The sequence below is a fragment of the Streptomyces sp. NPDC000410 genome, from assembly GCF_040300305.1.
Classification (GTDB): Bacteria; Actinomycetota; Actinomycetes; order Streptomycetales; family Streptomycetaceae; genus Streptomyces.
This window is the reverse complement of the sequence record NZ_JBEPDM010000010.1, coordinates 11,539-30,066: the sequence shown is the minus strand read 5'-3', so window position 1 is coordinate 30,066 and position 18,528 is coordinate 11,539. Positions and strand designations below refer to the sequence as shown.

Genomic DNA, 18,528 nt, shown 5'->3' with positions numbered 1-18,528 from the left:
GGCGTCCGTCCGCGCCTCGCCCGGTCGATGTGGTGAGGCGTCCGTCCGCGCCTTGCCCGGTCATCGTGGTGGGGCGCCCGTCCGCGCCTTGCCCGGTCATCGTGGTGGGGCGCCCGTCCGCGCCTCGCCCGGTCACCCCGCTCGCAGCATCAGACCGATGCCGAGCACCATCAGCCCCGCCGCCGCGATGCGCGGGCCCCCGAAGCGTTCCTTGAAGAAGAGGGCGCCGATCACCGCGCCGACGATGATCGAGGATTCGCGCAGGGCCGCCACCGGGGCGAGGGGGGCGCGGGTCTGGGCCCACAGCACCAGGCCGTAGGCCGTCATCGCGAGGACCGCGCCGAGCAGGCCGTGGGCCGCGTGCGGGCGGAGCTCGGCCAGGAGGCGGCCGCGGTGGACGGCCCAGGCGTACGCCGGGAACAGGACGCCCTCCAGGATCATCAGCCAGGCCAGGTAGCCGACGGCCGAGCCTGCGGCGCGGACGCCGACGCCGTCGATGACCGTGTACGCGGCTATCGACAGGCCCGTCGCGAGCGCGGCCAGCAGGGCGGGCCCGTGCGGGCGTGCGCCGCGTATGCCCCACACGGCCAGGCCCACCAGCCCCGCCGAGGCGACGGCGACGCCCGTCAGCTGCCAGCCGCTCAGGGTCTCGCCGACGAAGAGCGTGGCCAGGACGGTCACCACCAGGGGCGCCGTGCCGCGGGCGATCGGGTACATCTGGCCGAAGTCGCCGAGGGTGAACGACCGCATCAGCAGGGCGTGGTAGCCGATGTGCACCAGTGCGGAGACGACGAGCCAGGGCCACGCGGCGGAGTGCGGCACCGGCGCGAAGCACGCCAGCACCCCGCCGATCAGTGCCGCGCCGCCCGTGATCAGCGTCAGCGCGATCAGCTTGTCGTCGATCCGGTGCGCGATCGCGTTCCAGCTCGCGTGCGTGACGGCGGCCAGGAGGACCGCCGCCGCGACGGCGACGGTCACGCCGTGCGGTCGCGCACGTCCACCACAGCCGCGCCCGCGTGGGCGATCACGGACTTCGGGTCGAGCGGGAACACCGTGTGCGGGGTCCCGGCCGCCGCCCACACCACGTCGTGGTCGAGCAGGCCCCGGTCGGCCAGCACACGGGTCTTCGTACGGTGACCGAAGGGCGGTACGCCGCCGATCGCGTACCCGGTCGTCTCGCGGACCAGGTCCGCGTTCGCCCGCTTGACCACGGACGCGCCGAGCTCGGCCCGTACGAGCTCCACGTCCACCCGCGAGGAGCCGTCCATCAGGACCAGCACGGGCGCGCCGTCCGCTTCGAAGATCAGCGACTTGACGATCTCGCTGACGTCGCAGCCGATGGCGGCGGCCTCGGCGGCCGTACGGGTGGTGTCGGGGAAGCGGCGCACCTCGACGTCGTCGAGGCCCAGCTCGCGCAGGGCCTGGGCGAAGCGGGGGTGGGCAGGCGATTCGGGTGAGCTCATGCGCTGCACCGTACCGGTAGGTGTACGGGGCATGCGACTGGTTTCGGCCGGGTCAGCGGGCCTTGAGCACCGCCGCCACCAGCGGCCCCGCCGCGTCGCCCCCGTGCCCGCCCGAGTCGACCACCGCGGCCGCCGCCAGATCGCCGGCGAACCCGGTGAACCAGCTGTTGGACGTGGCGTTCCCGTCGACCTCCGCCGAGCCGGTCTTGGCCCCCTTGTCGCCGCCGACCGAGGCCATCGCGCCCGCGCCGCTCCCGGTCGTCGCCGTGCGCCGCATCATGTCGCGCAGCTGCCGCGCCACCGGCTCGGGCAGCGAGCGCGCGGCGGTGGCCCGCTCCCGGCCGTCGAGCCCGACCGGCACGATGATGGGCTGCTTGAAGCTGCCGTGCTTGGCGGTGGCGGTGATGGACGCCATGTTGAGCGCGTTCATCTGGATGGTGCCCTGCCCGATGTACTGCGCGGCCGCCTCGCCGCCCGTCTCCTCGGGCACGCTGCCGTCCACGGACGGGATGCCCGTCTTCCAGTCCAGCCCGATGCCGAAGACGTCCCGCGCCTCCTTGGGGAGCGCGGCGTCGTCCTTCGTGTCGTCGATCAGCTTGATGAAGGCGGTGTTGCAGGAGCGCGCGAAGCTCTCGGAGAAGGGCTTGCCGTCGAGCACGAAGTTCTTCAGGTTGTGGAACTTCCGGCCCTGGTACGTGGCGTACTCGGGACACTCGGCCGTACGGTCGGCGGCCACCAGGCCCTTCTCCAGGAGCAGCGCCGCCGTCACGATCTTCATCGTGGAGCCGGGCGCCTGCTTGCCCAGGAAGGCCGCGTTCCAGTTCCCCTTGCGGTTGTTGGCGACCGCCCGCACCTCGCCCGTGCTCGGCTTGATCGCGACGACCGACGACTGCCCGTACTGCTTCACGGCCTTCTCGGCGGCCGCCTGCACGCCCGCGTCCAGGGTGGTCTTCAGCTTGCCGGGCTCGCCCTTCGTGAGGGTGAGCAGGGTCCGCGAGGGGGCGTCGGCGCTCGCGCCCTCGACGGACAGTTCGACCCCGGGCTTCCCGCCGGCCTTGTCCCCGTACTTCTCGCGCAGCTCGTCCAGGATCGGCCCGAGCGACGGGTACTTCTCCTTCGTCAGCTCCTTGCCGGCCCGGTCGACGGCCTTGATGGGCGGCACGGACGCGGGGCCGGTCGTCAGCCTCTCGCCCTTGCGCAGCCCGGGGTGCACGAGGGCCGGCTGCCAGTCGACGAGCGCCTTGCCGGTGGTCAGCCCCCGTACGACGGTGAGTTCGGAGCTGTACGTCAGCGGCTTCTTCCGCCCCTCGTACGAGACCACCGCGCTGACGGTGAACGGCACCTTCGCGCCCACCGGCCGGCCCGGTGTCAGCTTCACCTCGCCGATGTGCGCGTCCGTGCCGTAGCCGGTGAGCACCGGCTCGGCCTCGGCCGCGTTGTTGGTCAGCTGCGCGGCGCCCGCCCCGTCACCGGACGCCCACGCCGCGAGGAAGTCCTTCGCGGCCGTGGTGGTCTCCTCGGCGCTGGGCGGACCCGTCTTCTTCGGCGCGGCCTGGGACCGGGTGCCCGTACCGCCGTCGTCGCTCCCGCCTCCGCCCGACACCACGTTGTACGCGCCGTAGCCGACGCCACCGGCGAACACGGCGAACACGCCTCCGATGACGGCGACTTTCGCTCCACTGCGCATCGCTGCGGCCCCTCCCCAGGAGTCCCCTTGCACTTGAACGTGTTCAAGATTCTTTCGGCACTCTACGGGCCAGGAGTGAAGGAAGAGACAGTCGTTACCAGACTGCGATGCCCGCTAGACCCAGGTGTCCAGCCACATCCTGTTCCGCCAGGAATCCATGGGAATCGCCTCACCCGTGTAGATCGGCCAGAAATAGATGAAGTTCCAGATGATCAGCAGGACCAGGACCCCCGCGGCCACCGAGCCGATCGTCCGGCGCCACTCCTCCGAGCCCGGCGGCCCGATGAGCGCGCCGATCATCATCGCCACCGCCAGGCACAGGAAGGGCACGAACACGACCGCGTAGAAGAGGAAGATCGTGCGCTCCTGGTAGAGGAACCACGGAAGCCAGCCCGCCGCGACCCCGCACGCGATCGCGCCCGCCCGCCAGTCCCGGCGGAACGCCCAGCGCCACAGGACGTAGCCGAGCGCGAAGCACGCCGCCCACCACAGCAGCGGGGTGCCGATCGCCAGGACCTCGCGGGCGCACTTGCCCGCGGCCGTGGCCGGGCAGCCGTCGGTGCCGGGGGCCGGGTCCTCGTAGAAGTAGGAGACGGGGCGGCCCAGGACGATCCAGCTCCAGGGGTTGGACTCGTACGTGTGCCCCTGGGTCAGATTGACGTGGAAGGTGAAGACCTCGGACTCGTAGTGCCAGAGGCTGCGCCACCAGTCGGGGAACAGCCAGCTCCAGTTGCTGTCCCTGCCTTCCGCCGTCGTCGCCCAGTCCCGCAGATGGCCCTTGTCGGTGGCGATCCAGCCGGTCCACGAGGCGATGTACGTGACGATCACCACGGGCAGCGCCACGAGCGCCGGCAGCAAGTCCCGCTTCAGCACCGACAGATACGGCCAGGCCGCGCCCGCGACCCTGCGGGCGCCCACGTCCCACAGCACCGTCATCAGGCCGAACGCGGCCAGGATGTAGAGGCCGTTCCACTTCGTCCCGATGGCGAGGCCCAGCATCAGCGCGGCCGTGAGCCGCCACGGCCGCCACCCCTGCCGCAGGGTGTCCGCCACGTACGCGTCCGGCCGCAGCACACCCTCGTCGTCCACCGGCAGCGCGGCCGCGAGCCGCCGCCGGGCCCGGTCGCGGTCGATGAGCAGGCAGCCGAAGGCCGCCAGCACGAAGAACATCAGCACCTGGTCGAGCAGCGCGGTGCGGCTCATCACGAAGTGCAGGCCGTCGACCGCCATCAGCGCGCCCGCCAGACACCCCAGGAACGTCGAGCGGAACAACCGGCGCCCGATCCGGCACAGCATCAGCACGGACAGCGTGCCGAGCACGGCCACCATGAACCGCCAGCCGAACGGCGTGAATCCGAACAGCTGCTCACCGAGCCCGATCACCCACTTGCCGACGGGCGGATGCACCACATAGCCCGGATCCGGGGGCACGGTCACCGAGTCCGGGTTCAGCAGGATCGACTTGTCGACGTCCTTCGGCCAAGCCCCCTCGTAGCCCTGGTTGATGAGGGCCCAGGCGTCCTTCGCGTAGTACGTCTCGTCGAATATCACCGCCTTGGGGCTGCCCAGATGCCAGAACCGCAGCATCCCGGCCACCAGTGCCACCAGCACCGGACCGCCCCACGCCGCCAGCCGTTCCAGCACGGCCGCCACGCCCGGCGGGACGCCGAGCAGCGACCATGTCCGCGCGGACGGCCGGGTGTACGGCGGTACGAGCCGCTCGCGCAGCCCGATGACGGGCCGCGGCACGTGGCCGAATCTGCGCAGGCGCTGCGGCCAGGAGGGCGGCTGTTCTCCGGCGGCGTCCTCGCCGTGCAGGGCCCGTGGGGCGGTACTGGTCACCGCGCCATCGTAGGGAACGCGTCTGTGCGCGTGGTGTCGCGTTGCTGCGAGGATGGCCGGGTGACTGGAACGCTCGTACTCGCAGGGACCCCCATCGGTGATGTGGCGGACGCGCCGCCGCGGCTCGCCGCCGAGCTGGAGACCGCCGATGTGATCGCCGCGGAGGACACCCGGCGGCTGCGCCGGCTCACCCAGGCGCTCGGGGTGCACACCCGGGGCCGGGTCGTGTCGTACTTCGAGGGCAACGAGTCGGCCCGTACGCCCGAACTGGTCGAGGCGCTGGAGGGCGGCGCGCGCGTCCTGCTGGTCACCGACGCCGGAATGCCGTCCGTCTCCGACCCCGGCTACCGGCTGGTCGCCGCGGCCGTCGAGAAGGACATCAAGGTCACGGCGGTGCCGGGCCCGTCCGCCGTACTGACCGCGCTCGCCCTGTCCGGGCTGCCCGTGGACCGCTTCTGCTTCGAGGGCTTCCTGCCCCGCAAGGCGGGCGAGCGGCTCGGCCGGCTGCGCGAGGTCGAGGGCGAACGCCGCACCCTCGTCTACTTCGAGGCCCCGCACCGCGTCGACGACACGCTCGCCGCCATGGCGCAGGTGTTCGGGGAGTCGCGCAGGGCCGCCGTGTGCCGCGAGCTGACCAAGACGTACGAGGAGGTCAAGCGCGGGCCGCTCGGCGAGCTCGCGGTCTGGGCCGCCGAGGGCGTACGGGGCGAGATCACCATCGTCGTCGAGGGCGCCCCGGCCGCCGGGCCCGCCGAGCTGGACGCCGACGAGCTGGTGCGCCGGGTGCGGGTGCGCGAGGAGGCGGGGGAGCGGCGCAAGGAGGCCATCGCGGCCGTCGCCGCCGAGGCGGGGCTGCCCAAGCGGGAGGTGTTCGATGCCGTCGTGGCGGCAAAGAATGCGGATCGCCAGGCCCCCGCATAAGGTAAAGGGCTAACCTGAAAAGCAAAGCGCAGACCGTGTGACGGGCCTTTCGGCATGGGAAGGCCAAAGCTCCTTCCAACAATCGACAGGCGCTGATGCGCTCCCGCCGGAAAAGGCGTCCACTGGATCAGTGGAGAGGAGCTGGCATGAGTGAGATCACAGGCACCGGCACGGCCGTCGGCCATGAGGCGTACGCGTTCGCCTGTATGCGCTGCGGCCACGGCTGGGAGCAGTCGTACGACATAGAGCACCACATAGACGCCTCCGGCAAGGAGCTCGTCGTCTACAAGTCGGACGGGGTGCGGGTCCCCTCCCCGCTCTCGCACCCGGTGTGCACGAACTGCAGTCATCGTGTCGTGCGGATCATGCGGGCGGGACAGGTCTCCTCGGTCAGGGACGGGATGGCGCGCATGTACGGCGTCGCGCCCGAGACGCCGACCGAGGTGAGCGCGGCCGCCGCGCCGGCCGCGGGTCCCGTCGCCGCTGCCACCCGGAGTTCCGGGCCCGTGCCGGGCAAGGAAGCAGAGCAGTCCGAGCAGTCCGAGCTGTCCGAGTCGACGCAGCACCACTGGCACCTCTCCGATCTGCTGCACCCCTTCCAGCACCGCAAGTGATCCCCTGGCCATGGTCCTCGTACGATCGTGACCATGAGCCCGAGCCCCAGCCCCAGCCCCGATCCCAAGGACGCCCCTCCGCCACTGCCCGCACCCCTGCGGGTTCCCGTGGCCGATTCGCACACCCACCTGGACATGCAGGCCGGCACCGTCGAGGAGGCCCTCGCGAAGGCCGCCTCGGTCGGCGTCACGACCGTCGTCCAGGTGGGCTGTGACATCAAGGGCTCGCGCTGGGCGGCGGAGACGGCCGCCGCCTTCGAGAACGTATGGGCCGCCGTCGCCCTGCATCCGAACGAAGCCCCCCGCATCGTCCTCGGCGATCCCGACGGGTGGTCGCGGCAGGGCGCGCGGGAAGCGGGTGGGGACGCAGCCCTCGACGACGCGCTCGCCGAGATCGACCGGCTGGCCGCCCTCGACCACGTACGCGCGGTCGGGGAGACCGGTCTCGACCACTTCCGCACCGGGCCCGAAGGCGTCGCCGCCCAGGAACGTTCTTTCCGCGCCCATATCGAGATCGCCAAAAGGCACGACAAGGCCCTGGTCATTCACGACCGGGACGCGCACGCCGATGTCCTGCGCATTCTCGCCGAGGAAGGCGCCCCGGAGCGGACCGTATTCCACTGCTATTCCGGGGACGCCGACATGGCCCGGATCTGCGCGGACGCCGGGTACTTCATGTCGTTCGCCGGCAATATGACCTTCAAGAACGCCCAGCCGTTGCGCGACGCGCTGGCCGTGGCCCCGCTGGAACTCGTCCTGGTGGAAACCGACGCGCCCTTCCTGACGCCCGCGCCGTACCGCGGACGGCCCAACGCGCCGTATCTCATTCCGGTCACGGTCCGCGCGATGGCCAAGGTCAGAGGGATCGACGAGGACGCCTTGTGCGCGGCGATCTCGGACAATACGGCACGAGCCTTTGGTTACTGACCGATAACGGTCCAGCGTGCCGCGACCCTGCGTAGTCGAGTCGCTTTGGAGGGTGACGAAAGCTCCGCTAGGGTCCCGGCCTCGTGAGCAATTCGCAGGGCAGTCACCGTGCCGCGCGCGGCGGGCGTCGCGCCGCCAGGACCGTTCCGGCCCCGGCCCCGGCCCCGGCTCCGGCCGCCCCGATCCCGGCCCAGGCCCCGCCCGTGTCGCCGTACGCGCCCACGCTCCCGGCGTTCTCGTACGTGGACGTGGACGTGGACGCCGCGGACGTGGCCGTCGACGAGGACGCGGCGTGGACGCCCGCCGAGCCCGCCGGATCCACCGGCGGCCGCGCCGAGGCCCGCCGCGCCGCCCGGCGCCGCAAGGCGGGCGGCAGCGGCAGGATCGGTGCCGACGGCCTGCGGCGGCTCATCCCACAGGCCCTCGTCGTGGCGTTCCTCGCGGGCGGCACCTCCGCGTTCGTCGCCGCCGACAAGGCCGTCCGGCTCAGCGTCGACGGCGTACCGCGCACCCTGCACACCTTCGCCGACGACGTCGACGAACTCCTCTCCGACGAGGGCCTGGCCGTCGGCGCGCACGACATCGTCGCCCCCGCCCTCGGCGCCCCCCTCGCCGGAGGCGACGAGATCGTCGTCCGCTACGGCCGCCCGGTCACCCTCACCCTCGACGGCTACCGCCGCCAGGTGTGGACGACGGCGCGCACGGTCGACGGCGCGCTGCGCCAGCTCGGTGTGCGTGCCGAGGGAGCGTTCCTGTCCGCCTCCCGCTCCATGCCGATCTCCCGCCAGGGCCTCACGCTCGACGTGCGCACCGAGCGCACGGTGACCTTCATGGCCGACGGCCGTGCACAGACCATCCGTACGAACGCGGCCACCGTGCGGGAAGCGGCCGAGCAGGCCGGGATCGCGCTGACCGGCCAGGACACCACCTCCGTCCCGCTCGCCGGCTTCCCGCGCGACGGCCAGACCATCACCGTGACGCGGATCCGCGGCACCCAGCAGATCCGCGAGGAGCCCATCGCCTACGAGACCGTCCGCACCCGGGACGCCGCCCTGCACGCCGGCACCGAGGTCGTCGAACAGCAGGGGCGGCCCGGGGCGCGCCGCGTCACGTACAGCCTCCGCACGGTCAACGGCGTCCGGCAGAAGCCGAGGAAGGTCTTCGAGGAGGTCGTGCGCGACCCGGTCACCCAGCGGGTCAAGGTCGGCACGAAGCCGCTGCCGGACTCGGTCGACGGGGCTGACCACCTCAACTGGAAGGCGCTCGCGCAGTGCGAGTCCGGCGGCCGGGCGCACGCCACCGACCCTTCGGGGACGTACGGCGGGCTCTACCAGTTCGACACCGCCACCTGGCGCTCGCTCGGCGGCAAGGGCCGGCCGCAGGACGCCCCGGCCTCCGAGCAGACGTACCGGGCCAAGAAGCTCTACGTGCAGCGGGGGTCGAGTCCGTGGCCGCACTGCGGCCGTAGGCTGTACCGGTGAGCACCACCGATCCCACCGACGCCCTCCTCGGCCCCGCCGACATCCGTGAACTGGCCGCCGCGCTCGGCGTACGCCCCACCAAGCAGCGCGGTCAGAACTTCGTCATCGACGCCAACACGGTCCGCCGGATCGTCCGCACCGCAGAAGTGCGCCCCGACGACGTGGTGGTGGAGGTCGGCCCCGGGCTCGGCTCGCTCACCCTCGCGCTGCTGGAGGCCGCGGACCGGGTGATCGCCGTCGAGATCGACGACGTACTCGCCGCCGCGCTGCCGCACACGATCGCCGCCCGGATGCCCGAGCGGAAGGACCGCTTCGCGCTCGTCCACACCGACGCGATGCACGTGCAGGAGCTGCCGGGCCCGGCGCCCACGGCGCTCGTGGCCAATCTGCCCTACAACGTCGCCGTGCCCGTCCTGCTCCACATACTGGAGCGGTTCCCGAGCATCGAGCGGACGCTGGTCATGGTGCAGGCGGAGGTCGCCGACCGGCTGGCCGCCCAGCCGGGCAACAAGGTGTACGGCGTCCCGTCCGTCAAGGCCAACTGGTACGCGGAGGTCAAGCGCGCCGGAGCGATCGGCCGCAACGTGTTCTGGCCCGCGCCGAACGTCGACTCGGGCCTGGTGTCCCTGGTCCGCCGCGCGGAGCCGATCGCGACCACCGCGTCGCGCGAGGACGTCTTCGCCGTCATCGACGCGGCCTTCGCCCAGCGCCGCAAGACCCTGCGCGCCGCGCTCGCGGGCTGGGCGGGCTCCCCGGCGGCGGCGGAGGCCGCCCTCGTCGCGGCGGGTGTGTCGCCGCAGGCGCGTGGGGAGTCCCTGACGGTGGAAGAGTTCGCGCGCATCGCGGAGAACAAGGGGGCCGAGAAGTGAGCGTCACGGTACGAGTGCCGGCGAAGGTCAACGTCCAGCTGGCGGTGGGCGCCGCGCGGGAGGACGGCTTCCACGACCTGGCGAACGTCTTCCTGGCGGTGAGCCTGTACGACGAGGTCACGGTGACGCCGTCCCGTGAGCTGACCGTCACGTGCTCCGGCCCCGACGCGGACCAGGTCCCCCTGGACCGTACGAACCTCGCCGCGCGCGCGGCCGAACTGCTCGCCGCCCGCCACGGCATCGACCCCGCCGTCCACATCCACATCGCCAAGGACATCCCCGTCGCCGGCGGCATGGCCGGCGGCAGCGCCGACGGCGCGGGCGCGCTGCTCGCCTGCGACGCGCTCTGGGGCCTGGGCACCCCGAAGGCCGACCTCCTCGACATCTGCGCCGAGCTCGGCAGCGACGTGCCCTTCAGCCTGGTCGGCGGCGCGGCGCTGGGCACGGGGCGGGGCGAGCGGCTCACCGAGCTGCCCGTCGGCGGCACCTTCCACTGGGTCTTCGCGGTCGCCGACGGCGGGCTGTCCACCCCGGCCGTCTACCGTGAGTTCGACCGCCTGGCCGAGGGCACGGCCGTCCCGGTCCCGGCCGCCTCCCCGCTCCTCCTCGACGCCCTGTGCACGGGCGACGCGAGCGCGCTTGCCGGGGCCCTGGCCAACGACCTCCAGCCCGCGGCCCTCTCCCTGCGCCCGTCCCTCGCGGCCACCCTGACGGCGGGCGTCGAGGCGGGCGCCCTGGCCGCCCTGGTCTCCGGCTCCGGCCCGACGACCGCGTTCCTCGCGAAGGACACGGACGCGGCGCAGCAGATCGCCGACGCCCTGCTGGCTTCGGGCACCTGCCGCACGGCGCGGGTGGCATCGGCTCCGGCGCCGGGTGCGACGGTGCTGTGAGCGCGTGAGGGGTCAGTCTTCGAGGCGGTCGTCGGCGGACGGCCGCCTTTCGCGCAGGATCGCCGCGGTGCGCTCGCACCAGTCCCGGTTGCCCTGCTCGAAGGCGAGGCCCCGCAGGCAGGTCAGGTAGGGGCCGATCCGCTCGCCATGGCGCAGGAACTCCTCCTCGCTCCGGTCACCTCGGATCTTTCGCAGCAGTGAGCCGAACAGCTCGACCTTGGCCCCGGCGAAGGCGGCCCGCTCCTCCAGCTGCGCGATGACCTCGTCGGAGTCGATGAGGTCGGAGGCCTGCACCTTGACGAGCAGGTCATCACGCATGAAGGACGGCTTGGCGGAGGCCGCGGCGAACCGCTCCAGCTCGGCGAGACCGGCTTTGGTGACCCGGAACAGACGCTTGTTGGGACGGGTGTCCTGGACCACCTCCCGGCCCGTGACCAGCCCGTCCGCCTCCAGCTTGGCCAGCTCGGCGTACAGCTGCTGGGGCAGCGCGTGCCAGAAGTTGGCCACACCCATGTCGAACGACTTGGCCAGTTGGTAGCCGCTCAGCTCCTCGTCCAGCAGCGCCGCCAGCACGGCATGCCGCAAAGCCATCGAACCGCCTCCGCTCCACCTCTGTCCTCCGGACCCTCCGTCATGGTACTCAAGAAACTGACTACTCAGATTCATGACTATCGAGGAGAAGCCGTGGCAACAGCAGACCTCTTCCGCGCCGCCGTCGAAAGCCGTGACCTCGCCGCCCTCGACGACCTGTTCACCGAGGACGTCCGCCTCTACAGCCCCGTGAAGTTCCGCCCGTTCGAAGGCAAGCCCGCGGTGCTCGGGCTCTTCGGCGTACTCGTGCGGACTTTCGAGGACTTCCGCTACGTCGGACAGCTCGACGGGGCGGCGGAGACGAGCGCCGACGGCAGCGAAGCCCCGTCGGTGATCCTGCTCTTCCGCGCCACCGTGAACGGGAAGCAGATCCACGGCATGGACCTGCTCCAGTTCGACGCGGAGGACAGGATCAAGGAGTTCACGGTCATGGTCCGCCCGCAGTCCGCGGTGCACGCCCTCGGGGAGGCGGTCCTCGCCGGCCTGGTCGCCGACGGACTCGCCCCGGCGCCGAACTAGGGGGCGTACGGCCCAGGTGCCGAACCAGGGCCTGTCCGGCACGACCGGCCGGACAGGTCCTAGCCCTCGGAGGCCCGCCGGTAGGTGCACACGTTCACGCCCGTGGTGCTGGTGACGGTCGAGACCAGCTCGAACGTGTGCAGCCCGCCGTCGTCCGGGAAGATCGTCTTGCCGCCGCCCAGGAGCACCGGCATGACCATGAGCCGGAGCTCGTCGACCAGGCCCTCGCTCAGGAGGGTGCGCGCGAGGGTCGGGCTGCCCATGACCAGGAGGTCGCCGCCGGCGCGCTCGCGCAGCTCGTGGATGCGGGCGACGGCCTCGTCACCGGGGATGCGCGTGGTGTTGGCCCACGTCAGCTCGTCGTCGCCCAGGGTCTTGGACACGACGTACTTCGGGAGGGCGTTCATCCGGTCGGCGAACGGGTCGCCCGCCCGCTCGGGCCACGCCCCGGCCATGGTCTGCCACGTGCGGCGCCCGAACAGCAGCCCCTCGGCCTTGGCCGTCGAGTCGTCGAAGGCGCCGCCCACCACCTCCGGATCGAAGAAGGGGTGCGACCAGCCGCCGTGGGCGAAGCCGCCGTCGGTGTCCTCTTCGGGTCCGCCCGGCGCCTGCACGACGCCGTCGAGGCTGATGAACTCACTGATCACGATGCGCATGGGACTCGCTCCTTCTCCGCACTTACGGTGTACGGGAAATGAGACCCCGGTGCCGCCGCGAAATCATCGCGCCCGCCCCGTTCCACGGAGTGAAGTGGATCACATGTGGATCACATGCCGCTCGCCCCGGCGGCCCCGCCCTCCCCAGGGCCCGCCCCCCGCTCCTCGTGCCCGTACCGTCGCGCAGCGCACGCGCGGCCTCCGCGCCGTCGGCGCCGACTACGCTGGGAAGCCGATCGATCCCCTTATCTGGAGCGTTGATGGCCGTCAATCTGGTCAATGTCGAGGCAGTCAGCAAGGTCTACGGAACCCGTGCCCTGCTCGACGGAGTCTCCCTCGGCGTGTCCGAGGGGGACCGTATCGGTGTCGTCGGGCGCAACGGAGACGGGAAGACCACCCTCATCCGCATGCTCGCCAAGCTGGAGGAGGCCGACACCGGCCGCGTCACCCACAGCGGCGGGCTGCGCCTCGGGGTGCTCACGCAGCACGACTCGCTCGACCCCGCCGCCACCGTGCGGCACGAGGTCATCGGCGACCTCGCCGACCACGAGTGGGCGGGCAACGCCAAGATCCGGGACGTGCTCACCGGACTGTTCGGGGGGCTCGACCTGCCCGGGTTCCCGCAGGGTCTGGACACCGTCATCGCCCCGCTCTCCGGCGGCGAGCGGCGCCGGATCGCCCTCGCCAAGCTGCTCATCGGCGAGCCGGACCTGATCGTGCTCGACGAGCCGACCAACCACCTCGACGTGGAGGGCATCTCCTGGCTCGCCCGGCACCTGCGCGAGCGCCGCTCGGCGCTCGTGTGCGTCACGCACGACCGGTGGTTCCTCGACCAGGTGTGCACGCGCATGTGGGACGTGCAGCGCGGCACGGTGTACGAGTACGAGGGCGGCTACTCCGACTACGTCTTCGCCCGCGCCGAGCGTGAGCGCATCGCCGCGACCGAGGAGACCAAGCGGCAGAACCTGGTCCGCAAGGAGCTGGCCTGGCTGCGCCGCGGCGCCCCGGCCCGTACGTCGAAGCCGCGCTTCCGCGTCGAGGCCGCCAATGAGCTGATCAAGGACGTGCCGCCGCCGCGCGACACCTCCGAGCTGATGAAGTTCGCCTCGTCCCGGCTCGGCAAGACCGTCTTCGACCTGGAGGACGTGACGGTCCAGGCGGGACCCAAGGTGCTGATGAAGCACATCACCTGGCAGCTCGGTCCGGGCGACCGGATCGGTCTCGTCGGGGTGAACGGCGCGGGCAAGACGTCCCTCCTGCGCGCGATGGCCGTGGCGGCCCGCAGCGACGGCGAGGAGCAGCCCAGCGGCGGCCGGATCGTCACGGGCAAGACCGTCAAGCTGGCCTACCTCTCGCAGGAGGTCGCCGAACTCGCCCCGGACCTGCGCGTGCTGGAGGCCGTGCAGCAGGTGCGCGACCGGGTCGACCTCGGCAAGGGCCGGGAGATGACGGCCGGGCAGCTGTGCGAGCAGTTCGGCTTCTCGAAGGACAAGCAGTGGACGCCGGTCGGCGATCTGTCCGGTGGCGAGCGGCGCAGGCTCCAGCTGCTGCGGCTGCTGATGGACGAGCCGAACGTGCTGTTCCTCGACGAGCCCACCAACGACCTCGACATCGAGACGCTGACGCAGCTGGAGGACCTGCTCGACGGATGGCCCGGGTCGATGATCGTGATCTCCCACGACCGGTTCTTCATCGAGCGCACCACCGACCGGGTGTTCGCGCTGCTCGGCGACGCCACGCTGCGGATGCTGCCGCGCGGCATCGAGGAGTACCTGGAGCGCAGGGAGCGGATGACCGAGGCCGCGGGACCGGCGCCGGCCGCCGCGTCGTCCGCGCCGGAGAAGTCAGCGGCGCCGGAGAAGTCGGCCGCGGACATACGCGCCGCGAAGAAGGAGCTCCAGAAGATCGAGCGGCAGCTCGACAAGATCTCCGACCGGGAGAGCAAGCTGCACTCGCAAATCGCCGAAAACGCCACCGACTTCGAGAAGGTGGCGAAACTCGACGCGGAGCTGCGTGAACTCGGCGGTGAGCGCGAGGAGTTGGAAATGCGCTGGCTGGAGCTGGCCGAAGACGCGTAACGGGGGCATCACGGGCCGGTCCTCCCTTGGGTACAGGGGGGACCGGCCCGCTCTTTCCCGCCACTTCGGGTGATAAAAAGGAGCCCCGCTCGACTGACGTAACGCTGCGCAATCCATGTCCGATTCGCTCCTTTCCGTAAGGCAATTGCCAACGGAATCGCGGGGGAGGCCGGTCGGGCAGCGGACCGCACGAAGGGGGATGCGCTGATGACCCAGCCGCCCAGCCAGCAACCGCCGCAGGGAGGCTTCGGGGCGCCGCAGGACCCTCCCCCAGGCTCTCCGAGCTGGGGGGACCCCCAAGTCCCCCAACAGCCCGCGCAGCCGCCGCAGATGCCGCCGGTCCCGCCACAAGCCCCGCCGCAGGCTCCCCAGGCTCCGCCGCAGACGCCTCCCGCCGCGGCGCCGCAGCCGGGTTACGGCTACCCGCAGGCGACGCAGCCCGGTTACGGCCAGCCGCAGCAGGCGCCCGGCCAGCCCGGCCCGTACAACCAGCCGGGCCCGTACAACCAGCAGCCCGGCCCGTACGGCCAGCCCCAGGGCGGCTACGGGTACCCCACCCAGCCGCAGTACCCCGGCGCGCCCGTCCCCGCTCCCGGGGGCGGCGGCACGGGCCCGTTCAAGGGCAAGACGGGCGTCATTATCGGCGCGGCCCTGGCGGGCCTCCTCGTCATCGCCGGCGGCACCTGGCTCGCAATCAGCGGCGGCGACGACGACCCGAAGAAGCCCGTGGCCAAGGGGAGCACCGGCCCGCAGCCGACCGGCTCGGCCTCCGTCGACCAGGGCGACGGCAGCGGTGACGGCCGCAACGCCGAGGACGACCTCAACGCCGGGCGCCAGCCGGGCGAGGCGAAGGTCCTGTGGCTGGCGAAGAACGACGTCGACCTGCCGAAGAACGGCTCGGACGTGCTGGGTCCGTGGATCGTCGGCGACACGCTCGTCAAGGGCATGTACAAGGAGCTCGCGGGCTACTCGGTCGCCGACGGCAAGAAGAAGTGGACCATCCCGTACACCGCCGAGCTGTGCGCGGCCTCCCATCAGACCACCACGGACGGCAAGCTGGTCGTCGCGTACAAGGACGGCCCGACCGACAAGGCCGACTGCACCCAGCTGCAGATGGTCGACCTCAACACCGGCAAGGCCGGCTGGACGAAGACCCTCAAGCAGCGCGGCACCTGGGACTTCCTCTCCGACATCACCCTGGCCATCAGCGGCAACACGGTGACCGCCTCCCGTACCGGCAACTCCGACGCCTTCCAGGTCAGTGACGGCAAGGAGCTGTTCGGCAAGCTGCCGGGCAACTGCCAGCCGCAGGCCTTCGCAGGCGGTGCCAAGCTGATCGCCGCCGAGACCTGCCCCTTGGTCGGCGACAAGAGCCAGGAACAGGTCCAGGAGCTCGACCCGGCCACCGGCAAGGCCAAGTGGACGTACAAGCTCCAGCCCGGCTGGGAGGTCGACAAGGTCTACTCGGTCGCCCCCCTCGTCCTCTCGCTGCGGGAGCGCGACACGAAGAAGTGGGGGGTCGTCGCGCTCAACGCGAACGGCACCGTGCGCTCGCAGCTCGTCAGCAAGGACAAGTTCGCGCCGGACTGCGGGGGCAGCTTCATCGTCATGGGCACCAACCTGGAGGGCTGTGTCGGTGTCGCCGCCGACGCCAACACCTTCTACATCGCGACCGCGCCCGACTCTTCCGGTACCGCCCGTACCAATGAGGTCATCGCGTTCGACCTCAACACCGGCAAGGAGAAGTGGCGCTCGGCCGCTCCCGCCGAACGGACGATGATCCCGCTCCGTATGGAAGGGGCGAACGTCCTCCTCTACATCGAGCCCTCGTTCGACGCGGGCGGCGCTGTGGCCACTCTGGCGCCGACCGGTGGCAAGCCGAACGTGATCCTTCAGCACCCGGCGTCCACCTCCGAGATCGAGAACTCCTTCTTCTCGACCACGCTCCGCTACGCGGACGGCCGGTTCTTCATCACCAGCAGCCGCGTCTCCGCGAGCAATGACTCGGCGGAGAAGGAGACCAAGACGATGATGGCCTTCGGGAAGTAGCGTCCCGGCCCTCCCCCCGACTCCCTTCCTTCAGAGGTACACGTACGCATGACGCAGCCACCGCAACCGCCCCAGCCACCGAACCAGCCGCCGCAGCAGCCCGGCCAGCCACCGCAGCAGCCGCCGGCCCAGCCCCCGCAGCCGCCGACCCAGCCCGTGCAGGCGCCCCAGGGCGGCTTCGGGGCCCCGCAGGACGCCCCGCCGGGAGGCTTCGGCGCGGCCACCCCGCCGCCGCAGGCGCCGGGTTACGGCTACCCGCAGACGCCCCCGCCGCCCGGTCAGCCCGCACAGCCGGGCCAGCCCACGCAGCCCACTCAGCCCGGACAGCCCGTCAATTACGGCTACTCGCAGGCCCCGACGCAGTACGGCCAGGCGCCCTACGGCCAGCAGCCGTACGGCTACCCGACCCAGCCCATGCAGCCGCACCCGCAGGCGTCGCCGAAGAAGAAGCTGACCACGCAGATGCAGATCATCATCGCGGCGGTCGTCGCGGTGGTGCTGATCGTCGCCGGCGGTGTCTGGTTCGCCTCCACCAAGGGCGACGACAAGGACCCCAAGAACCAGGCGGCGTCCGCGGGCAGCACCGGCGGCAACGACAAGGGCATCGGCGGCGGGGGCAAGGAGAAGGCCCCCGAGAACACCGCGGCCAAGGTGGCCTTCCAGCTGCCGCAGCCCAAGGTCACCGACGTCACCGATGTGAGCGGCTCCTGGGTCACCGACACGACGTACGTCAAGACCGGCATCAACTCGGTCGTCGGCTACGACGCCGCCAAGGGCACGGTGCTCTGGACGATCCCGCTCCCCGGCCAGGTGTGCGCCGCATCAAGGCACGTGTCCGGCAACAAGACCGCCATCGCGTTCGAGGCCGCCAAGCGGGTTCCGCCGAAGAACTACCAGTCGTGCACCCAGATCGGCGTCATCGACCTGGCCGCGGGCAAGCTGCTGTGGAGCAAGGCGGCCAAGGGCACCAGCGACGAGCCGCCCCGGTTCAACGAGATCACCCTGAGCGGCAACACCGTCGCGGCGGGCGGCACCGAGGGCGGCGCCGCCTTCGACCTGACCACCGGCGCGCCGCGCTGGAAGCCCGAGGTCAACGCCGAAGGCTGCTACGACATGGGTTACGGCGGCGGCCCGGCCCTCGTCGCGGCCCGCAAGTGCGGTGACTGGGACAACAAGTACGTCGTCATCCAGCCGCTCAACCCGGCCACGGGCGCGCCCCTGTCCCAGTACAAGATGCCGGCGGGTGTCGAGTACGCGAGCATCGTGTCGTCCAAGCCGCTGGTCGTCGCCGCCGACGTCGGCGACACCGCCGGTGACGGCAGCGGCATCTCGGACTTCTTCGTCATCGACGAGAAGACCGGAAAGCTGAAGGTCAAGATCGCGGCCGACGCCGACCGCTACGCCGCCGAGTGCCGGTCCACCGAGGTCGAGTCCTGCACGAAGGCGGTCGTCGGGAACAACCGGCTCTACCTGCCGACCGAGGAGCACGAGGGCGCCAGCAGCGAGTACGGCGACACCAACGAGATCGTCTCGTTCGACCTGACCACCGGGAAGCCGACCACCGACAAGGCCGACGCGGGTGACCGGTACACGATCTTCCCGCTGCGCATGGACGGCGGCAACATCATCGCCTACAAGTGGCCCCCGTACGACAAGGGCGGACAGATCGTCAGCATCGACGGCGGCACCTTCAAGTCGACGCTGCTGCTGGAGAACCCGGGCGACGAGTCGATCCGGGACGCGGAGACCAGCTTCTCCAGCGACTACGCCGAGATCCACTACACCGCCGGCCGGATGTACGTCTCGGAGGTCATGCTGAGCAAGCCGTACGGCAGCAGCGCGGACGCCGAGAAGGAGTACCTGGCGGTTTCCTTCTCCGCCGCCGGCTGACCGAACCGGCCCCTACGACGGCCCGGTGCCCGATCGATCACTCGATCGGGT

General features: G+C 71.4%; 16 protein-coding genes. 10 read left to right on the top strand and 6 right to left on the bottom strand.

Annotation, left to right across the window (positions count from 1 at the left end):
• Positions 1 to 132: 132 nt before the first annotated feature.
• The 4 genes from ABT342_RS14265 to ABT342_RS14250 form a co-directional block, all read right to left on the bottom strand.
• On the bottom strand, positions 133 to 978 hold the full coding sequence (locus ABT342_RS14265; protein WP_351572115.1) for an EamA family transporter: 846 nt from the start codon (positions 976 to 978) through the stop codon (positions 133 to 135).
• Positions 975 to 1,463 carry a YbaK/EbsC family protein gene (locus tag ABT342_RS14260; protein WP_351572113.1) on the bottom strand — a complete coding sequence of 163 codons (489 nt, stop codon included), beginning with the start codon at positions 1,461 to 1,463 and terminating at the stop codon, positions 975 to 977. The genes ABT342_RS14265 and ABT342_RS14260 overlap by 4 nt, the downstream gene beginning before the upstream one ends.
• Before the next feature lie 52 nt (positions 1,464 to 1,515).
• Positions 1,516 to 3,150: a penicillin-binding transpeptidase domain-containing protein gene (locus ABT342_RS14255; RefSeq protein WP_351572110.1), complete on the bottom strand. Its 1,635-nt coding sequence runs from the start codon at positions 3,148 to 3,150 to the stop codon at positions 1,516 to 1,518.
• A 114-nt stretch (positions 3,151 to 3,264) separates the two neighbouring features.
• Positions 3,265 to 4,992: a dolichyl-phosphate-mannose--protein mannosyltransferase gene (locus ABT342_RS14250; protein WP_351572107.1), complete on the bottom strand. Its 1,728-nt coding sequence runs from the start codon at positions 4,990 to 4,992 to the stop codon at positions 3,265 to 3,267.
• 60 nt (positions 4,993 to 5,052) lie between these two features.
• Here ABT342_RS14250 and rsmI point away from each other — a divergent pair, with 60 nt between their 5' ends.
• The 6 genes from rsmI (at position 5,053) to ABT342_RS14220 (ending at position 10,694) form a co-directional block, all read left to right on the top strand.
• A complete protein-coding gene (gene rsmI, locus ABT342_RS14245; RefSeq protein ID WP_351572104.1) occupies positions 5,053 to 5,913 on the top strand; it encodes a 16S rRNA (cytidine(1402)-2'-O)-methyltransferase in 861 nt (286 codons plus the stop codon).
• 146 nt (positions 5,914 to 6,059) lie between these two features.
• Positions 6,060 to 6,527: a hypothetical protein gene (locus ABT342_RS14240; protein WP_351572101.1), complete on the top strand. Its 468-nt coding sequence runs from the start codon at positions 6,060 to 6,062 to the stop codon at positions 6,525 to 6,527.
• Positions 6,528 to 6,560: 33 nt separating this feature from the next.
• Entirely contained in the window at positions 6,561 to 7,454 is an 894-nt protein-coding gene (locus ABT342_RS14235) for a TatD family hydrolase (RefSeq protein ID WP_351572098.1), read from the top strand.
• A gap of 83 nt (positions 7,455 to 7,537) precedes the next feature.
• The gene (locus tag ABT342_RS14230) at positions 7,538 to 8,935 is read left to right on the top strand and encodes a resuscitation-promoting factor (protein ID WP_502965533.1); all 1,398 of its coding nucleotides are present in this window, start codon (positions 7,538 to 7,540) and stop codon (positions 8,933 to 8,935) included.
• Positions 8,932 to 9,804, top strand: coding sequence for a 16S rRNA (adenine(1518)-N(6)/adenine(1519)-N(6))-dimethyltransferase RsmA (gene rsmA, locus ABT342_RS14225; RefSeq protein ID WP_351572095.1), 873 nt, complete (start codon positions 8,932 to 8,934; stop codon positions 9,802 to 9,804). The genes ABT342_RS14230 and rsmA overlap by 4 nt, the downstream gene beginning before the upstream one ends.
• Positions 9,801 to 10,694, top strand: a complete 894-nt coding sequence (locus ABT342_RS14220; protein ID WP_351572092.1) for a 4-(cytidine 5'-diphospho)-2-C-methyl-D-erythritol kinase — start codon at positions 9,801 to 9,803, stop codon at positions 10,692 to 10,694. Before rsmA ends, ABT342_RS14220 begins: the two co-directional genes overlap by 4 nt.
• Positions 10,695 to 10,706: 12 nt before the next feature.
• On the opposite strand, the gene ABT342_RS14215 is transcribed toward ABT342_RS14220, so the two are convergent.
• Positions 10,707 to 11,285: a PadR family transcriptional regulator gene (locus ABT342_RS14215; RefSeq protein ID WP_351572089.1), complete on the bottom strand. Its 579-nt coding sequence runs from the start codon at positions 11,283 to 11,285 to the stop codon at positions 10,707 to 10,709.
• A gap of 93 nt (positions 11,286 to 11,378) precedes the next feature.
• On the opposite strand from ABT342_RS14215, the gene ABT342_RS14210 reads away from it, so the two are divergent.
• Positions 11,379 to 11,804 (top strand): nuclear transport factor 2 family protein, encoded by a 426-nt coding sequence (locus ABT342_RS14210; RefSeq protein WP_351572086.1) that lies wholly within the window; start codon positions 11,379 to 11,381, stop codon positions 11,802 to 11,804.
• A gap of 59 nt (positions 11,805 to 11,863) precedes the next feature.
• Here ABT342_RS14210 and ABT342_RS14205 read toward each other — a convergent pair whose 3' ends face one another.
• A complete protein-coding gene (locus ABT342_RS14205; protein WP_351572083.1) occupies positions 11,864 to 12,460 on the bottom strand; it encodes a dihydrofolate reductase family protein in 597 nt (198 codons plus the stop codon).
• Between the two features lie 260 nt (positions 12,461 to 12,720).
• Here ABT342_RS14205 and ABT342_RS14200 point away from each other — a divergent pair, with 260 nt between their 5' ends.
• The 3 genes from ABT342_RS14200 (at position 12,721) to ABT342_RS14190 (ending at position 18,477) form a co-directional block, all read left to right on the top strand.
• Positions 12,721 to 14,538, top strand: a complete 1,818-nt coding sequence (locus ABT342_RS14200; protein ID WP_351572080.1) for an ABC-F family ATP-binding cassette domain-containing protein — start codon at positions 12,721 to 12,723, stop codon at positions 14,536 to 14,538.
• 207 nt (positions 14,539 to 14,745) lie between these two features.
• On the top strand, positions 14,746 to 16,587 hold the full coding sequence (locus ABT342_RS14195; protein ID WP_351572077.1) for an outer membrane protein assembly factor BamB family protein: 1,842 nt from the start codon (positions 14,746 to 14,748) through the stop codon (positions 16,585 to 16,587).
• Between the two features lie 48 nt (positions 16,588 to 16,635).
• Complete coding sequence (locus ABT342_RS14190) at positions 16,636 to 18,477, top strand: outer membrane protein assembly factor BamB family protein (RefSeq protein WP_351572075.1); 1,842 nt, start codon at positions 16,636 to 16,638, stop codon at positions 18,475 to 18,477.
• Positions 18,478 to 18,528 lie beyond the last annotated feature (51 nt).